10 protein-coding genes are annotated in these 16,811 nt (G+C 63.5%); 3 read left to right on the plus strand and 7 right to left on the minus strand.

Annotation, left to right across the window (positions count from 1 at the left end; genetic code table 11):
- Positions 1-104: 104 nt before the first annotated feature.
- A complete protein-coding gene (locus R2R70_RS11960; protein WP_248378983.1) occupies positions 105-1,631 on the minus strand; it encodes a sodium:solute symporter family protein in 1,527 nt (508 codons plus the stop codon).
- 10 nt (positions 1,632-1,641) lie between these two features.
- Positions 1,642-1,881, minus strand: coding sequence for a hypothetical protein (locus R2R70_RS11965; protein ID WP_107335026.1), 240 nt, complete (start codon positions 1,879-1,881; stop codon positions 1,642-1,644).
- 268 nt (positions 1,882-2,149) lie between these two features.
- Between R2R70_RS11965 and R2R70_RS11970 the strand changes: the two genes are divergently transcribed.
- The gene (locus tag R2R70_RS11970) at positions 2,150-4,342 is read left to right on the plus strand and encodes an OsmC domain/YcaO domain-containing protein (protein ID WP_410978098.1); all 2,193 of its coding nucleotides are present in this window, start codon (positions 2,150-2,152) and stop codon (positions 4,340-4,342) included.
- A gap of 113 nt (positions 4,343-4,455) precedes the next feature.
- Here the strand turns inward: R2R70_RS11970 and R2R70_RS11975 are convergent, their stop codons facing one another.
- Positions 4,456-5,397 (minus strand): LysR substrate-binding domain-containing protein, encoded by a 942-nt coding sequence (locus R2R70_RS11975; protein WP_107335025.1) that lies wholly within the window; start codon positions 5,395-5,397, stop codon positions 4,456-4,458.
- A gap of 169 nt (positions 5,398-5,566) precedes the next feature.
- Between R2R70_RS11975 and R2R70_RS11980 the strand changes: the two genes are divergently transcribed.
- Positions 5,567-6,271 (plus strand): SDR family oxidoreductase, encoded by a 705-nt coding sequence (locus R2R70_RS11980; protein WP_410978099.1) that lies wholly within the window; start codon positions 5,567-5,569, stop codon positions 6,269-6,271.
- A gap of 244 nt (positions 6,272-6,515) precedes the next feature.
- Entirely contained in the window at positions 6,516-7,199 is a 684-nt protein-coding gene (locus tag R2R70_RS11985; protein ID WP_410978100.1) for a type 1 glutamine amidotransferase domain-containing protein, read from the plus strand.
- Positions 7,200-7,348: 149 nt separating this feature from the next.
- Here R2R70_RS11985 and R2R70_RS11990 read toward each other — a convergent pair whose 3' ends face one another.
- The 4 genes from R2R70_RS11990 to uca all read right to left on the minus strand — a co-directional run bounded on the left by R2R70_RS11990 (position 7,349) and on the right by uca (position 16,787).
- Entirely contained in the window at positions 7,349-8,404 is a 1,056-nt protein-coding gene (locus R2R70_RS11990; RefSeq protein WP_410978101.1) for an ABC transporter substrate-binding protein, read from the minus strand.
- A gap of 142 nt (positions 8,405-8,546) precedes the next feature.
- Positions 8,547-10,742 carry a TonB-dependent siderophore receptor gene (locus R2R70_RS11995; RefSeq protein ID WP_410978102.1) on the minus strand — a complete coding sequence of 732 codons (2,196 nt, stop codon included), beginning with the start codon at positions 10,740-10,742 and terminating at the stop codon, positions 8,547-8,549.
- A gap of 373 nt (positions 10,743-11,115) precedes the next feature.
- Positions 11,116-12,948 carry an allophanate hydrolase gene (gene atzF / locus R2R70_RS12000; protein WP_410978103.1) on the minus strand — a complete coding sequence of 611 codons (1,833 nt, stop codon included), beginning with the start codon at positions 12,946-12,948 and terminating at the stop codon, positions 11,116-11,118.
- Complete coding sequence (uca, locus tag R2R70_RS12005; RefSeq protein ID WP_410978104.1) at positions 12,948-16,787, minus strand: urea carboxylase; 3,840 nt, start codon at positions 16,785-16,787, stop codon at positions 12,948-12,950. The genes atzF and uca overlap by 1 nt, the downstream gene beginning before the upstream one ends.
- Positions 16,788-16,811 lie beyond the last annotated feature (24 nt).

Here is a 16,811-nt window from a genome sequence, read left to right on the forward strand (position 1 = left end):
GCTATCAGGTACTGTGATTAGGTAATCGCACGTGGGACGTTCTCGGCACGTGAGACGTGCTCGGCAATGAAAAGGGCCTGCGCAATGCAGGCCCTTGTCGCTGGTCAGCGGGCTTCGATCACCTGAGGTGAGGGAGCCACATCATCTTCCAGCTGCTCTGGGTGATATTCCGCGGTGTAATCCCGACGCGCCTGCGCGAAGCGTTCCACCACATCGGCATCCTTGCGCTGCAAGGCGAGGCTGATGATGACGAAGGCTGACGCATTGAGGATCAGGCCCCAGATGCCGGCATGCAGGCCAAGCGGGTTGCTGACACTGGCGCCGTAGGACAGCCAGAGAACGGTCACGATACCCAGGATCAGGCCCCAGAAGGCCGCTTGCGGGTGCGCCTTGCGCCAGGTGATGGCGCCCAGTGTCGGCACGATCAGCTGAGCGGTGCCCGCCAGTGCCGCTATCCCGATGGTGACGAGCAGTCCCGGAACGGTCAGTGCCAGGATGTAGGCCGCCAGAGAGAAGCCGACCAGAGACAGTCGCCCGATGTGGACGATGCGCTTCTGATCCGCTTGCGGGTTCACGTAGCGCTTGTAGATATCCATGGTGACGACGGTCGATACCGCATGGATCTGGGAGTTGGCGGTGGACATCGCCGCTGCTGCGCCAGCCGCCATGATCAGTGATGCCAGCAAGTAGGGTGCATAGTTCATCAGCATGACAGGCAGGATCTGGTCAGCATTCTCCAAGCCAGGCTCCAGCAGTACACCGGTATACCCCGTGAGTACCGAGCCGAAATAGGCGAAGGCGGCGAGCCCCAGCAGGAAGGGCATCAAGCCGAACAGCTTGCCGCTCTTCACCGAATACATGCGCAGCCAGATCTGGGGACCCATGAAGGCACCGATGGCCACGATCACGAACAGCGAGAACCACATGGAGTAGCCCATGTTGCCATTCGGCCCCGGCAGCGTCAGATGCGCGGGCGAGTCGCTGGCGAGCTGAGCGAACATGCTGGTCGGGCCACCTGCCTGGCCGGCGATGTAGTAGCCCGCATACATCATGCCGAAGAACAGCAGCGCCCCGTAGATCACATCTGTCCAGGCGATGGCGCGAATTCCGCCGACCCACACATAGACGATGATGATGAAGTAGAACAGTAGTGCGGCCAACCAGAAGGGCACGACGCCACCGGAGGCGACCTCGATCAGGTAGGCGCCGCCTGTCAGCTGGATCTGCAGGTATGGCACGGTAAAGATCAGCGTGATGACGGCGACGAGGACTCTGAGTGCTTCACTGTTGTAGAAATCGCCCATCAGGTCTGATGGCGTCAGGTAGTCAAAGCGCTTGCCGAGATACCAGACGCGCTTGCCCACCCAGTAGTACATGAAGCCGAAGAGCAGGTTCCACGCAAGCGCGGTGAGATAGATCGGGCCACTGGTGTAGAAGGTGGCATTCGATCCCAGGAAGGCAAAGGCGCTCCACCAGGTGGCCGCCACCGTGAAGAACACGGCAATGCTGCCCATGGCCCGCCCCTGAACGAAGAAGTCTTCGCTCGTCGTCTGGGACTTGCGGGCTGAGACGAGCCCGACGATCAAGGGAATGATCATGAAGGCCGCGATGATCAAGATGCTTCCAGTCATGGTGAGCTCCTCAGCGCTTGCCGCCGGTGGAAGGGGCTCTGGCGCTACCCCAGTTGGTCAGGTAGGCATACAGGAACACGGCGGTGAGGAAGCCCCACCACACCAGGTTCCAGACGAGGAAGAACGGAACTCCCATCACCATGGGCTCGATCTTGTTGGCCATCAGCATCAATGGACTCTCGAGCATCAAGAATCCCAGCAGCATGCTGCCGTAGATGGCGACCTTGCGGGTCGTGAAGCGCTTTCTCATTGCATTCCCCTTTATTGTGGTTGGTGGGGCGGGTTGTGACCTGTCGTGTCGATGGCAGGGAACCAAGCATGGCAAAGCATCAATTATTGTATTTATGCGTATAAATTAACCAATAGGTGACAATCCCCCTACCGTCAAGGAAGTCACGGCGTTTTCGCTTTTCGCCTCACCCGCGACGCAGGCCCCCAAAATCTGGATAATGGCGGCCATCGCGTAGCCGTCTGACTGGCGTGCTGGCGCCCACACTCTTCACAGCGGTGCATCGTTCATGGAAATAAAGGTCAACTTTCTCGACAACCTGAGGCTCGAGGCGAAATTCGACGACTTCACGGTCATCACCGATCAGCCCATCCGCTACAAGGGTGATGGGTCGGCGCCGAGCCCGTTCGACTACTTCCTGGCGTCCTCGGCGCTGTGCGCGGCGTACTTCGTGAAGGTGTACTGCGTGGCGCGGGACATCCCGACCGAGAACATCCGCCTGTCGCAGAACAACATCGTCGACCCGGAGAATCGCTACAACCAGATCTTCAAGATCCAGGTGGAGCTGCCGGAAGACCTCTCCGACAAGGACCGCCAGGGCATCCTGCGTTCCATCGAGCGTTGCACGGTGAAGAAGGTCGTCCAGACCGGCCCGGGCTTCGAGATCGAGACGGTCGACAACCTCGACGAGGACGCCCAGGCATTGCTGATGGCGGAGCCGCCAGAAGGGCAGAGCACCTGGATCGAAGGCAAGGACCTGCCGCTGGAGCAGACCATTGCCAACATGACGGGCCTTCTGAATGATCTCGGCATGAAGATCGAGATCGCCTCTTGGCGCAACATCGTGCCGCACGTCTGGTCGCTGCACATTCGTGATGCCGCCTCACCGATGTGCTTCACCAACGGCAAGGGCTCGACCAAGGAGAGCGCGCTGTGCTCGGCACTGGGCGAGTTCATCGAGCGCCTGAGCTGCAACTTCTTCTACAACGACCAGTTCTTCGGCGAAGCCATCGCTGACAGCGAGTTCGTGCACTACCCGAACGAGAAGTGGTTCCAGCCGGGCCCGAATGATGAGATCCCGGAAGGCGTGCTGGATGACTACTGCCTGGAGATCTTCAATCCGGACGGCGAGCTGGGTGGCTCCAATCTGATCGACACCAATTCCGGGCGTGCGGATCGTGGCATCGTGTCCCTGCCGTTCACTCGCCGTTCGGATGGTGAGACGATCTACTTCCCGTCCAACCTGATCGAGAACCTGTATCTCAGCAACGGCATGAGCGCCGGCAACACACTGCCGGAAGCTCAGGTGCAGTGTCTGTCCGAGATCTTCGAGCGTGCGGTGAAGCGCGAGATTCTCGAGCAGGAACTGACCCTGCCGGACGTGCCGCAGGAGGTGCTGGCCAAGTACCCGGAAATCGTCGAAGGCATCGAGGCACTGGAGGCCCAGGGCTTCCCGATTCTGGTCAAGGACGCCTCGCTGGGCGGCCAGTTCCCGGTGGCCTGCGTCACGCTGATGAACCCGAAGACCGGCGGTGTCTTCGCCTCCTTCGGTGCGCACCCGAGCTTTGAAGTCGCCATCGAGCGCAGCCTGACCGAGCTGATGCAGGGCCGCAGCTTCGAAGGGCTCAACGACTTCATGCCGCCGACCTTCAACTCGCTGGCCGTGTCCGAGCCGAACAACTTCGTCGAGCACTTCATCGACTCCTCGGGTCTGGTCTCCTGGCGCTTCTTCAGCTCCAAGACCGACATCGAGTTCGTCGAGTGGGACTTCTCCGGCAGCAATGAAGAAGAAGTCGCCAACCTGTTCGGCATCCTCGATGAGATCGGCAAGGAGTCCTACATGGCGGTGCATGAGGATCTCGGTGCGCCGGTGTGCCGTATCCTGGTGCCGGGCTATTCCGAGGTCTATCCGGTCGAGGACCTGGTGTGGGACAACACCAACATGGCGCTGGATTACCGCGAGGACATCCTCAATCTGCATCGTCTCGATGATGAGCAGCTGGCGGACCTGGGCGAGCGTCTCGAAGAGAGCCAGCTTGATGAGCACATGGACATCAAGACGCTGATCGGTATCGAGTTCGACGAGAACACCATCTGGGGCCAGCTGACGATTCTTGAGCTGAAACTGATGATCAATCTCGCGCTGGGCCAGCACGAGGACGCGCTGGATCGCGTCGAGATGTTCCTGCAGTACAACGACAACACCGTCGTGCGCGGTCTCTATTATCAGGCCATGAAGGCGGTGCTGGAGATCACGCTGGATGACGAGCTGGAACTCGAGGACTACCTCTACAACTTCCGCCGCATGTTCGGTGAAGACACCATGGCTGCCGTGGTGGGCTCCGTGCAGGGCGAGGTGCGCTTCCATGGTCTGGAGCCGACCAACATGCAGCTGGAAGGGCTCGATCGCCACCTGCGTCTGATCGAAAGCTACCAGAAACTGCACGCCCATCGTGCTGCCCTGGCGGCCAAGCAGGGCTGATGCTCGCCTGCTGAATCCCGTGGCATGACAAGAACGGCCCCTCACTGGATGGTGAGGGGCCGTTTTCGTAGCCGGGCTCTTATTTTCTGTGCTCATGGCACATGGCTCAGGACTTAGCGCAGCACCTGCTGCCCCTCCGCCAGACGCTGACAGCATTCAATGATCTGCTCGCGGATCCAGCGATGCGCGGGGTCCTTCTGATAGCGGCGATGCCAGCTCAAGTGGAAGGGGAAGGAGGCGAAGGCGACCGGCGGTGCCACACGGGTGACAGCAAACTGGCGGCAGAAGTGCTGGCATAGCCCGGTGGGCAGGCTCGCGATCAGTGGCGAGCGCTCCAGCAGGGAGGGCACGGCCATGAAGTAGGTGACCGCCAGGGCCACCTCACGCTTGAGCCCCTGACCCTCGAGCTGCTTGAAGATGCCGCTTTTCAGGCGGGTATGTGGCTGTACCAGCACATGGGCGTGGTGCTCGAAATCCGCCTTTGTCATGCGGCCTTCATCATCCAGACGCTCCAATAGCGGATGCCCGTTGCCGACCAGGCAGTCGATGCCTTCCGTGATCACTTCCCTGACCACCAGATTCTCGGGCGGATCGACCTGACGCCCGAAGGCGAGGTCCGTCGTGCCGCTCATCACGCCGGCTTCGCTCATGTCCTGCGAGAGACGGCGCACCTGGAGGGTGATGCCCGGCGCCTGTTCACGCAGGATCGTCGCCAGTTGCGGCAGTATCAGCACCTCGAAGTAATCGTTGGCGGCGATCTCGAAATGACGGCTTTCGGTGGTGTGGTCGAAGTGCCGCTCGCTGTTGATCAGACCATCGAGGTCGGTCAGCGCCGCCTCGATGGTCGGGAACAGGTGGTCGGCCTTCTCGGTAGGGCGCATGCGCTGGCGGTCGCGGATGAACAGCGGATCATTGAACAGCTCGCGCAGCCTGGAGAGCGCCGCGCTCACCGAGGGCTGACTCAGGTGCAGACGCTCGCCGGCGCGCGTGACGTTCTGCTCGAGATACAGCGCATGGAAGGTGCGCAGGAGGTTGAGGTCGTAGTTGAGCTTCATGATGACTACCAGAGCAGGCGGAGTGTCGCGGCTGCACTCGGGCGAGTGAGCACTATTTGTCTGGATGATAGCAGCTATCTGTACTATCGATTATCACGATGGCAAGTTCAGGCGGTAGGGTAGTGATCAGAACACGACGAGTGATCCAAGCGACCCACAGGAGTGAGCCATGAGTGATGTTAAGCGGACGCAAGCCGAAGAGGAAAAGATCGTGCTAATCACCGGCGCCTCCAGCGGTATCGGTGAGGCCACCGCCCGCACACTGGTGAAGGCCGGGCACAAGGTCGTCGCGACCGCCCGTCGCAAGGAACGTCTCGATGCGCTGGTCGATGAACTGGGCAGCGACAAGGTGCTGGCGATTGCCGCCGATGCGACGGACTACGATCAGCTTGCCAAGGTCGTCGAGCAGGCCGTCGCCCAGCATGGCCGTCTGGATGTGGCGTTCGCCAATGCCGGTACCGGCGTCAGCCAGGCAGGCACCGAGAACGGTGATCCCGAGGAGTGGAAGCGAGTCATCGACATCAACATCAATGCGCTGCTGTGGACCGCCCACGCGACCCTGCCGCACCTGAGAGAGAGCAAGGGCCACTTCATCCTCACCAGTTCCGTGGCCGGCCGCGCCAATCATGCGGGCTCCATCTACAGCTCCAGCAAGTGGTTCGCCTACGGCTTCGGCCAGAACCTGGCGATGGAAATGGCCGAGTGGCAAGGCCGCTGCACCACCATTACCCCGGGCATGGTCAATACCGCCTTCTTCGATGAGCCCAAGCCGGACAAGCTGGACCCGCAGGATGTGGCGGATGCCGTGCTCTACGCCATCAGTGCTTCGCCGCGTGCCAATATCCGCGAAGTGCATCTGATGCCGACCTATTGAGCCGATTTCCGGCATGCGAGTTGGCGAGTGAATGGGTCGATGAGCACGCTGGCCCAAGGCAACTATTTGTGTGTGCGATAGTGGCTATCCGGACTATCGATTATGACGATGGTGGCGTGAGCAGTAAGCTTCATTCAACACAGGGCGAGCATCACGTGGTGAGCATCACGTGGTGACCATCACGTCGCCGACATCTTTCGTGAAGTGACCGTTGCGGGCTATCCCGCACGTTGAGGAGAGCATCATGAGCAAGGTTCTGGTAGTAGTGACATCCCACGATACGCTGGGTGACACGGGCAAGAAGACAGGCTTCTGGCTGGAAGAGCTGGCGGCTCCCTACTACGTCATGAAGGACGCCGGCATCGAGGTGACGCTGGCCTCTCCCAAGGGCGGTCAGCCGCCGCTGGATCCGGCAAGCCAAGGCGATGATTTCCAGACGGATGCCACGCGCCGCTTCGACAAGGACGCCGCTGCTCAGCAGGACCTCGCCACCACCGCCGTGTTGGCAGACATGAAGGTCGAAGACTTCGACGCCATCTTCTACCCGGGTGGCCACGGCCCGCTGTGGGATCTGACCAACGACGCGGATTCCATCCGTCTGATCGAGCAGTTCCATGCGGCTGGCAAGCTGGTCAGCTCCGTCTGCCACGCCCCGGCAGTGCTGTTGAACGCTCGCAAGCCTGACGGCACTCCCTTCGTGGATGGCGTGCGTGTCACCGGCTTCACCAATGGCGAAGAAGAAGGCGTTGGCCTTACCAATGTCGTGCCGTTCCTGGTCGAAGATGCCCTGCAGCAGAAAGGCGGCATCTATGAGAAGAAGGCCGATTTCACCTCCTTCGCGATTCAGGATGGCTTGATCATCACCGGTCAGAATCCGATGTCTTCCGAAGGTGTCGCTGAGCTGCTGATCGACAGCCTCAAGAAGTAGATCGGGCGAGTCAAGGCAGCATGAAAAACCCCGCGACCGGGTCACCGGTCGCGGGGTTTTCGTCTTTCAGGTGGCGGGTCTCAGCTGCGCCCGGCTGGTTCAGTTGTTCTGAGTCAGTCGCCTGTTTCAGTAGAACAAGCCAGTCGCCATCAGCTATTCGAGGCTTTCGCTGCCCGCGCAAGCTGGGTCACGTAGGCATCGAGCACTTCCGGCATCGAGAGCGGTGTCGGGTTGGCCGCCGTGCCCATCGGGTCATTCTCCAGCAGGATGACCCTGTCGTTGCTGAAGGTGGGCAGGTCATTGTCCGCAAGATGCTGGTTGAGGCGCTCAATCAGCGCCTGGCCGCCATAGGTCAGGATGATATCGACGTCGGCCAGCTCCGCCAGTTGTTGCGGGGGCACTCGCCCGCCAATCTTGCCGTCGCTGGCACTCGCCGTCACGAAGGACGGGGAGGTCAGCCCCAGCTCGGCAAGGAAGCGCCCCCGGGCATCGTTGTCGTTGTAGAAGGCGATTCGGGTCGGGTCTTTGGGGTCGATATAGCGCAGGGTGATGGCCGACTTGCCCTTGATCTCCGGGTGGGTGGCGATGTTCTCGGCGACCTGGGCCTCGAGACGCTCGATCAGTGCTTCCCCTTCGGCGGCCATGCCCATGCCGGCACTGTCGAGGCGAATCATGTCGCGCCAGCTGGAAGACCAGCGCGGGCCGGGGCGCGCCACGACCGGCGCGATCTTGCTGAGCTTCGCGTAATCGTTTTCGCTCAATCCTGAATAGGCGGCGAGGATGACGTCCGGCTGACTGGCGGCCACGGCATCGAAATCGAGGGTCTTGCGCTGATCGAACAGGTTGGCCGAGTCGGCCCCCAGCGCTTCCAGGCGCGCCTTGACCCACGGCATCATGCCGTCGCCGTCATCATCCCCGAAGTCCTGACGGGGGAAGCCCACCGGTACCACGCCCAGTGCCAACGGCACTTCATGATTGGCCCAGGCGACGGTGGCGATACGTTGCGGCTTGTTCTCGATGACGGTAGTACCGAAGGCATGTTCGATCGTGAGCGGATACTGCGCCGTTGCCTCGGCGGAGGCGGCAGATGTTCTGGCAGACGATGTGTGTGCAGTCGCTGACTCGTGTGCCTGTACGGCAGGCGTGAGGCAGGCAGCCATGACGGTGGTCAGGCCGATGGCGCAGGAAAGTCGCGTGAGTCGCAAGGGAGACTCCTTGTGTGATCGGCTGGCGGCAGACGCCGCTGGCCAGAGACGAGATGACAGCCCCTGGCGGGGAGGGGCTGTCGGTGGGTAGGCAAGCGTTACGTGTGGAGACGAGTGTCCTGTCGGCAGGGCGGGCCCGTGCTCAGAAGTCGTAGGTCATGCTCAGCAGCGCACTGCGCGGCGCGCCGTAAAGGTACTGGCTGTAGAAGCCCTGCTGCGTGTAGTACTCCTCATCGAAGAGGTTGGACACGTTGAGCTGGGTGCTGAAGTTGTCATTGAAGCGATAGCGCGCCATGGCGTTGGCGAGGAAGACATCGCCCTGGCCGACCTTCTCGGTGCCGGTGGGCGTGTCGGTATCCTTGTAGGTATCACCCTGCCAGTTGCCACCAGCGCCCAGCGTCAGACGCGACCAGTCGCCGGGCAGCTGCCAGGTGGCGTAGACCTTGGCCTGCTGGCGCGGATAGCTGGTATTGAGCTGGGTGCCATCGGAGTCCTCGGCGTCCACCAGTGCGTAGCTGGCGGAGAGATTGATGCCCGGTGCGACTTCACCGGCCACTTCCAGTTCGAAGCCTTCGACCACGGCGCCGTCGGACTCGGTGTAGGCCTGATCGGTGGTGCCGGCGACATAGACGCCGGGGATCTCGACGGCCAGATTGTCCTGCTCGCTGCGGAAGACGGCGAAGGACACGTCAGCGCGGTCTTCGAACAACGCCGCCTTCAGGCCCGCTTCATAGCTGGTGCCCTCGAGCGGGTCGAGCAGGGCGCCATCGGGGGCACGTTCGCTCTGGGTGTTGAAGATCTGCGTGTAGCTGGTATAGGCGGTGAGGTTGTCGGTAATGTCGACGATCAGGCCGGCATAGGGCGTGAACTCGTCGTTGTATTCATAGCTGCGCTCGCCACGGTAGTCCTGGTCGATCTCCCAGTCGGTCAGGCGGGCGCCGATGATCAGGTGCACGGGGTCGGCCAGCGAGAAGCGCGTCACGGCGTAGAAACCGCTCTGCTCGGTTTCGGTGTCGTCGGTCAGGCCCCATTCGCCCCATTCAGGCTCGGCCAGCGCCGGGTCATCGCGATCGGTGAAGCTGCCCAGCGCCGGCACGGCGCTCGCCGGGGTGCGGCTCCAGATCTCGTACTCTTCCTTGAGCTGCATGTAGCCAAAGCCCAGCTGGTGCTCACGACCGAGCAGCTCGAAGGGGCCCTCAGCGCTCAAGTTCAGGTTCTTCTGGGTGCGATCACCGCGATAGTCGACCAGATAGGAGGTCGTCGGATACTCGCGATTGCTGTCGTAGTAGAGGATGCCGTTCTCGCGATCCACATAGCCGCCACGGTAGTTGTAGGTCAGCCCGTAGTTGGCATCGCCATGACTGTAGGCGGCGGTCGCCTTCCAGCCGTTGGCGAAGTAGTGGGTCAGGTCGGCGAAACCGCGCGTGTTCTCGGTGAAGAAGTGCGCCCATTCGGTATTGTTGGCGACCGACTGATCGAAGTCGGTGCGCGTGCCGTCGGTGTAGTAGAGCGGCACGCCCAGATAGGCGCCATCCTGGTCGTAGCGCTGATACTCGACCCCGACGTTCAGCTCGGTGTCAGGCGTCAATTCGGCGGCGATCACCCCGTAGAGGGTCTCGCGGTCATTCTCGACATCATCCATGAAGCTGTCGGAGCGGTCCTTGGCGGCCACGAAGCGCACGCCGACCTTGCCGGCATCATCCAGCGGCGTGCTGACATCCACCACGCCACGTCGTCGGTCCCAGCTGCCGACAGCGCCTGTCACGCTGGCCGCGGCTTCGTCCAGCGGCTTCTTGCGCACGAAGTTGACGGTGGCGGACGGGTCGCCGACGCCTGTCATCAGGCCGGTGGCCCCGCGGACCACCTCGACGCGATCATAGATGGCGGTGTCCCACTCGGCGTCGCCGAACGGCCAGAAGCTGCTGGTGTTGCTCTGTTGGCCATCGAACTGGAAATTGCGGATGGTATAGCCGCGCGACTGGAAGCTGGCGCGGGTACCGTCCAGGCGATTGGAGGACACGCCCGGCAGGCGGTTGATCGCCTCCGTGGTGCTGGTCAGCACCTCATCATCCATCTGCTGGCGGGTCAGAAAGCTGACAGACTGCGGTGTCTCGCGTGGCGACAGGGTCAAGCCATTGGCGCTGGTGCTGGAGTCGACCGTATACGCCTGAGTCTCTTCCGTGGTGCCGCCTTGCGCCTCGCCGACGACGGTCATCGCCTCAAGCGTGCGAGTCTCATCCGCGATAGCGGTGGCACTGAGCAGTGACGAGGTCGCGAGCGCAATGGAGAGGGCGAGTGGCGAGCGAGTGAAACCTGGACGGCGGAGTGAGTGAGCCAAGACTGCGTTCCCTAGTTGTTTATAATAATCATTATTATTTACCCGCTGGCGGCACTTTTGTTTTGCGAAATGCCAGACACGCTTTGCGGGATGCCAAGAATGAAAATTTCGGGGAACTTCATGAGCCCGGCGTGGTGCTATCGGGCGATGGGTCTGGTCATGCGGCAGGCCTGAGACAGCCGCCGGGCCTCTCATACAGGCCATGCATGCGGGCCACGCGCGCGCTCCACGCATTCAGGCCACGCACGCAAGTGACATACTGAAACGCCCCGCGACCGTTCATCCGGTCGCGGGGCGTTTCGTTTCAGAACTGTTGCTCTTTGTCTTGTGGTGCAGGACGGCTCAGGGTTACGGATCAGAGGTTACGGCGCGCTCACTCGCGCTCGACCCACGCCTTCCAGCCGCCGTACTCGCTGATGTCCGTCATCGGCACGCCGCTGTCAGCGGACACCGAGCAGATGAAGCCTGCGACCCAGCGGCCATCTTCGAGTTCGATCTGGCCCAGTCCCAGCGGGAAGGGGATGCCGGCGAGGAAGCTGCCGACGCTGCCGATGGGCAGAGACCAGATCTCCAGCGCGATGCTGGTGCCGTTCTGCGGGGCACGCAGCATGGCCGGTTTGGCGGGTGTCGCGTCATCCAGTTGATAGAGGCGGTAGCTGGGTGCGCTGTGAGTGCGCGCGACCAGACGGGCATCGCGCTGGGTGAGCTGATGATTGAGCGGCATGCCGCTGAGGTGTGCGCCGCAGACGGCGATCTCGAGTCGGCCATTGGCCGCCGCGGGCAGCTGGCTTTCCGCGAGGCGCGCCTGAGGACGGGCGACGGCGCTGGCACCCAGCGGCAGCGCGAATTCGTGCTCGAGCAGACGCGCGATGCTGAGCAGCTGCAGGTCTTCGAAGGCCGGCGCGAACAGCGTCACGCCTCCCGGCAGACCCTGGCGATTGAAGCCCACCGGCACGGCCAGCGCGCTCAGATCCAGCAGGTTCATGAAGTTGGTCCAGGTGCCTAGCTCGGAATTGACCGCGATCGGCGCCTCGGCCAGCTCCGCCTTGGTCGGCAGGCGCGGCGTGGTCGGTGCCAGCATCACGTCCACCTGCGCCAGCAGCGCCTCGGCCTGACGGCGATATTCGGCCAGCTGATAGCGCGCATCGAAGGCATCGACGGCCAGCGGCGTGGCACCGCCGAGGGTGATCTCGCGGGTTACCGGGTGCAGCGCCTCGGGGTTGCGCTCGATCAGCTCGCGCACCGCGTGATAGCGCTCCGCCACCCAGGGGCCTTCATACAGCAGGCGCGCGGCGGCCAGCAGCGGACTGCAATCCAGCTCGACCAGCTCGGCCCCCAGCGCCTTGCACTGGCGCATCGCGGCTTCCATGTAGCCGCTGTAATCGCTGTCGGTATGCCATTGAGCACGCGGCGGCACGCCGATGCGCAGGCCAGTCAGGTCGGGCAGCACGCCATAGGCCTGGCCGTGAACGCTGAAGTCATGCTCGCGCGCCCAGCGGTTGTCGGCATCGAACTGTGCGGTGACGGACAGCACCTTCGCGGCATCATCGCAGCCCAGCGCGAAGATGGAGATGGTATCCAGCGTCGCGCAGGCCGGTACCACACCGCCTGCGCTGAGCAGGCCAAGCGTCGGCTTCACGCCGACCAGATTGTTGAAGCAGGCCGGAACCCGCCCGGAACCCGCCGTGTCCGTGCCCAGCGCGAAGCTGACCTGGCCCTGGGCGGTGACGACGGCGGAGCCACTGCTGGAGCCACCCGGCACATAGGCGGGGTCGAAGGCATTGGCCGGGGTGCCGTAGACCGGCAGGGCGCGTTCACCGACCAGCCCGGTGGCGAACTGGTCCAGATTGGTCTTGCCCATCGGAATCGCGCCTGCTGCGATCAACTGCTTGACCACGAAGGCATCATCGCTCGGCGTGTAGGCAAAGTCCGGGCAACCGGCGGTGGTGGTCACGCCGGCGAGATCGATATTGTCCTTGATCGCGAAGGGAATGCCGTAGAGCGGCAGCGACTCGGGCGCCACGTCGTCCAGACGTGCCAGATAGGGTTCCAGCTGCTGTGCTGACAGGCGGGTGATCCAGGCGGCGTCGGTCTCGGCCTGCGCGGCCAGCAGCTCGTCCACCAGTTGGCGCGGCGTCATCTCACCGGCCTGATAGGCCTTGCTCAGCGCCGTGATGCTCAGGTTGAGCGGGGTATGGGTCATCATCACAGCGTCTCCTCGGAGGACAGGGTCGATCGGGCGTTGTCTGGTGCGCTGGTATCAGCGGAATCCGTGGTTTCCACGGCGGTCGACAGCACGATCAGTGGTTGGCCGGGGGCGACGCCACTGCCTTCCTTGATCGGCAGGCGCACGACACGGCCGGCGGTATGGGTGCGAATCTCGACTTCCATCTTCATCGACTCGACCAGCGCCACCACCTGGCCGGCCTCGACGTCATCGCCCTCGGCGACTTCCAGCTTCCACAGGCTGCCGGTGACCGGTGTCTCGATGCCCAGCTCGTCATCACTCAGGCTGTCGGCTTCCTGCACCTCGTTGATCTGATCCTCGAAGGTGAACTGGCCGCGCGCATGCCAGTCGTCGATTTCCTGCTGGAAGGCGGCCTGGCGGCGTTCGCGGAAGGCATCGGTCTCGGCCTGGTGTTCGGCGATCTGCGCCTGATAATCGGCGAGACGGAAGCGCGTCTTCTCGATCTTGAGGTCGTAACGCCCCTGAGGGTGATCACGACGGATCTGCTCGAGCGCTTCATGGCTGACCGGATGGAAGCGCAGCTGATCGAACACGCGCAGCAGCCACGGGGTGGTGAAGTGTTCGGTGCGGCGATAGCGATTCCACATCTGCAGCGTGCGGCCGACGAACTGATAACCGCCCGGGCCTTCCATGCCATACACGCACAGATAGGCGCCGCCGATGCCCACCGAGTTCTCGGCGGTCCAGGTGCGTGCCGGGTTGTACTTGGTGGTCACCAGCCGCTGGCGCGGGTCCAGCGGCGTGGCCACCGGTGCGCCGAGATAGACATCGCCGAGGCCCATCACCAGATAGCGGGCGTTGAGTACCGTCTCGCGCACTGCCGCCTCATCGGCGAGGCCATTGATGCGGCGAATGAATTCCAGATTGCTTGGGCACCAGGGCGCGTCCGGGCGCACCGAGCGCTGGTACTTGTCGATGGCCTGCTGACACGCCGGATCATCCCAGGACAGCGGCAGGTGCACGGTGCGGGCCTCGATCTCGATGTCCTCGACATCCTTGAGCGCGACTTCGGCCTGTTCGAGATGCGCCATCAGCGTCTCGAGCGTCAGGCTGCGCGGGTCGTAATGCAGTTGCAGCGAGCGAATGCCCGGGGTCATCTCCATCAGGCCGGGCAGCGAGTGTTCCTTGAGCCACAGCATCCAGGCGTGGGCGCGGAAGCGCAGCGCGATATCCAGCTCCATCTGGCCGAATTCGATCAGCAGGAAGTCATCCCCGGCGCGGCGATAGACGATCTGCTCGCCGCCTTGTTCGGCGCTCAGGCGCTTGAGCACAGGCGAGTCATCGGGGCGCGGACGTTTTGCGGCGATGGCGCTCAGCGTGGCGCCGCTGGTCTCCGCCTGGCCCTTTTCCAGAGTGTCGAGCTGGCCACTGGCGAGGGCGGCGATCACGGTGTCCTGCTGCACCTCGATGGTGCGAGCTTCCTCCAGGGTCAGTGCGACGAAGCGGATGCGATCACCGGCGGCCAGCTGGCCCAGCTTCCAGCGCTCGGCACGCACCACGGTGGCCGGACACACGAAGCCGCCCAGCGACGGGCCGTCCGGGCCGAGGATGACCGGCATGTCGCCGGTGAAGTCGATGGTGCCGAAGGCGTAGGCGTTGTCGTGGATATTGGAGGGGTGCAGACCGGCCTCGCCGCCGTCGGCGCGCGCCCACTGCGGACGCGGGCCGATCAGGCGTACGCCGGTGCGGCTGGAGTTGTAGTGCACTTCCCAGCGGTGGCCGAAGAAGGTGCTGATGTCGTCTTCGGTGAAGAAGTCCGGCGCCCCGTGCGGGCCATAGAGCACGCCGATCTGCCATTCGCGACCTTGTGTCCTGTCTTGAGCGTTCCCGCCTTGTTCATCCGCGACCAAGCTCGCGCCCTGCGGGATCAGCGCCTCGGGCAGCCGGGTCAGGGCGGGTGGGGGGCACTCGGCGAGATCGGCCAGCGGCAGGGTGTCGCCACTGCGCAGTGCACGTCCGGCATGGCCGCCGAACTGGCCCAGGGTGAAGGTCGCGCGCGAGCCCAGATACTGTGGGCAGTCGATGCCGCCGGCGATCAGCAGATAGCTGCGCGCGCCAGCGGCGACCTTGCCCAGACTCAGGGTGCTGCCAGCGGCAATCTCATGCACCTGCCACAGGGCAAGCTCGTGAGTCGCAGCGTCATCAGCTCCGTCTTGCGGTGCTGAAACGGACAGCGTGGCGGGCAGCGGCGCGCCGGCCAGTACCACGCGCGTGGCTCGGTGGAAGTGCAGCGTCGGGCCATTGAGGGTGATCTCGAGGCCTGCGGCATCGGCGGCATTGCCCAGCAGCGCATTGCCGAGACGGAAGGCGTAGTCATCGAAGGGGCCGGAGGGCGGCACGCCCACATCCCAGTGGCCCAGGCGACCCGGCATGTCCTGCACGGTGGTCAGGGTGCCGGGGACGAGTACCTCGAAGGTCGGCGCGGCCCACTCGAGGCCTTCCAGCCAGCGGGTGTAGATCTCGACATTGAGAAAGCGCGAGTCTTCCAGCAGGTGCGACAGCCACTGACGGTTGGTCTCGATGCCATAGAGGCGAGAGGCCGCCAGTGCCTTTGAGAGATCGCCGCGCGCCTGCTCGCGGGTCGGTGCGTGCACCATGACCTTGGCCAGCATCGGGTCGAACCAGGCGGGAACCTCGAAGCCGGCCTCGATGGAGTGATCCACCCGCAGCTGGCTGTCGTCGGCGAGGGCGGCGGTCACGGCGTCATTGGCGAACTCCACCTCGGTGAGCAGGCCGCTGGAAGGACGAAAGTCATGCTGCGGATTCTCGGCATAGACACGTGCCTGCATGGCGTGGCCGTGGGGAGTCAGCGGCGCGACCAGCTCGCGCAGATTGCCCAGCTCACCAGCGCCCAACTTGAGCATCCAGGCGACGATGTCCACGCCCCACACCAGCTCCGTGACACCGTGCTCGACCTGCAGGCGCGTATTGACCTCCAGGAAGTAGAAGGCCTGACGCTCGGCGTCATAGATGAATTCGACGGTACCGGCGCTGCGGTAATTGACGGCTTCGCCCAGGCGGATGGCGGTGGCGATCATGTCTTCGCGAACGCGCTCGGGCAGGTTGGGTGCCGGGCATTCCTCGATGACCTTCTGATGGCGGCGCTGACTGGAGCAATCGCGCTCGCCCAGCGCGATCACCGTGCCTTCGCCATCGCCGAACAGCTGCACTTCCAGGTGACGGGCGCGGGCGATGTACGCCTCGAGGAAGACGCCACCATCACCGAAGTTGCGCTCGCCCAGGCCCTTGACTGAATCGAAGGCGCGGCTGAGGGAGGCTTCGTCGTCACAGACCTGCATGCCGATGCCGCCGCCGCCGGCGGTGGACTTGAGCATCACCGGATAGCCGATACGGGCGGCCTCGCTCAGTGCGCTCTCGACGTCGTCCAGCAGGCCGGTACCGGGCACCAGCGGCACGCCGGCGTTCTCGGCGATGGTGCGCGCTTCGTGCTTGAGGCCGAAGGCGTGGATCTGTTCGACGGTCGGGCCGAGGAAGACCAGGCCGGCGGCGTCACAGGCCTGGATGAAGCGGGTGTTCTCGGACAGGAAACCATAGCCCGGGTGCACGGCCTGAGCGCCACTCTCGCGGGCGATGGCGATCAGCTTGTCGATGTCGAGATAGGTCTCGGCGGCGGCACCTTCGCCGAGGCTGTAGGCTTCATCGGCCTCGCGCACGAAGGGGGATTCACGATCGGCTTCTGCGTAGACGGCGACGCTCTGGACACCGAGGCCACGCAGCGTGCGCTGGATTCGGGTGGCGATGGCGCCACGGTTGGCAATCAGGACCTTGTGGAACATGACGGAGTCATCCTTCCGGCGGCG

It is taken from the genome of Cobetia sp. SIMBA_158 (assembly GCF_046566945.1).
Taxonomy (GTDB): Bacteria; Pseudomonadota; Gammaproteobacteria; order Pseudomonadales; family Halomonadaceae; genus Cobetia; species Cobetia amphilecti.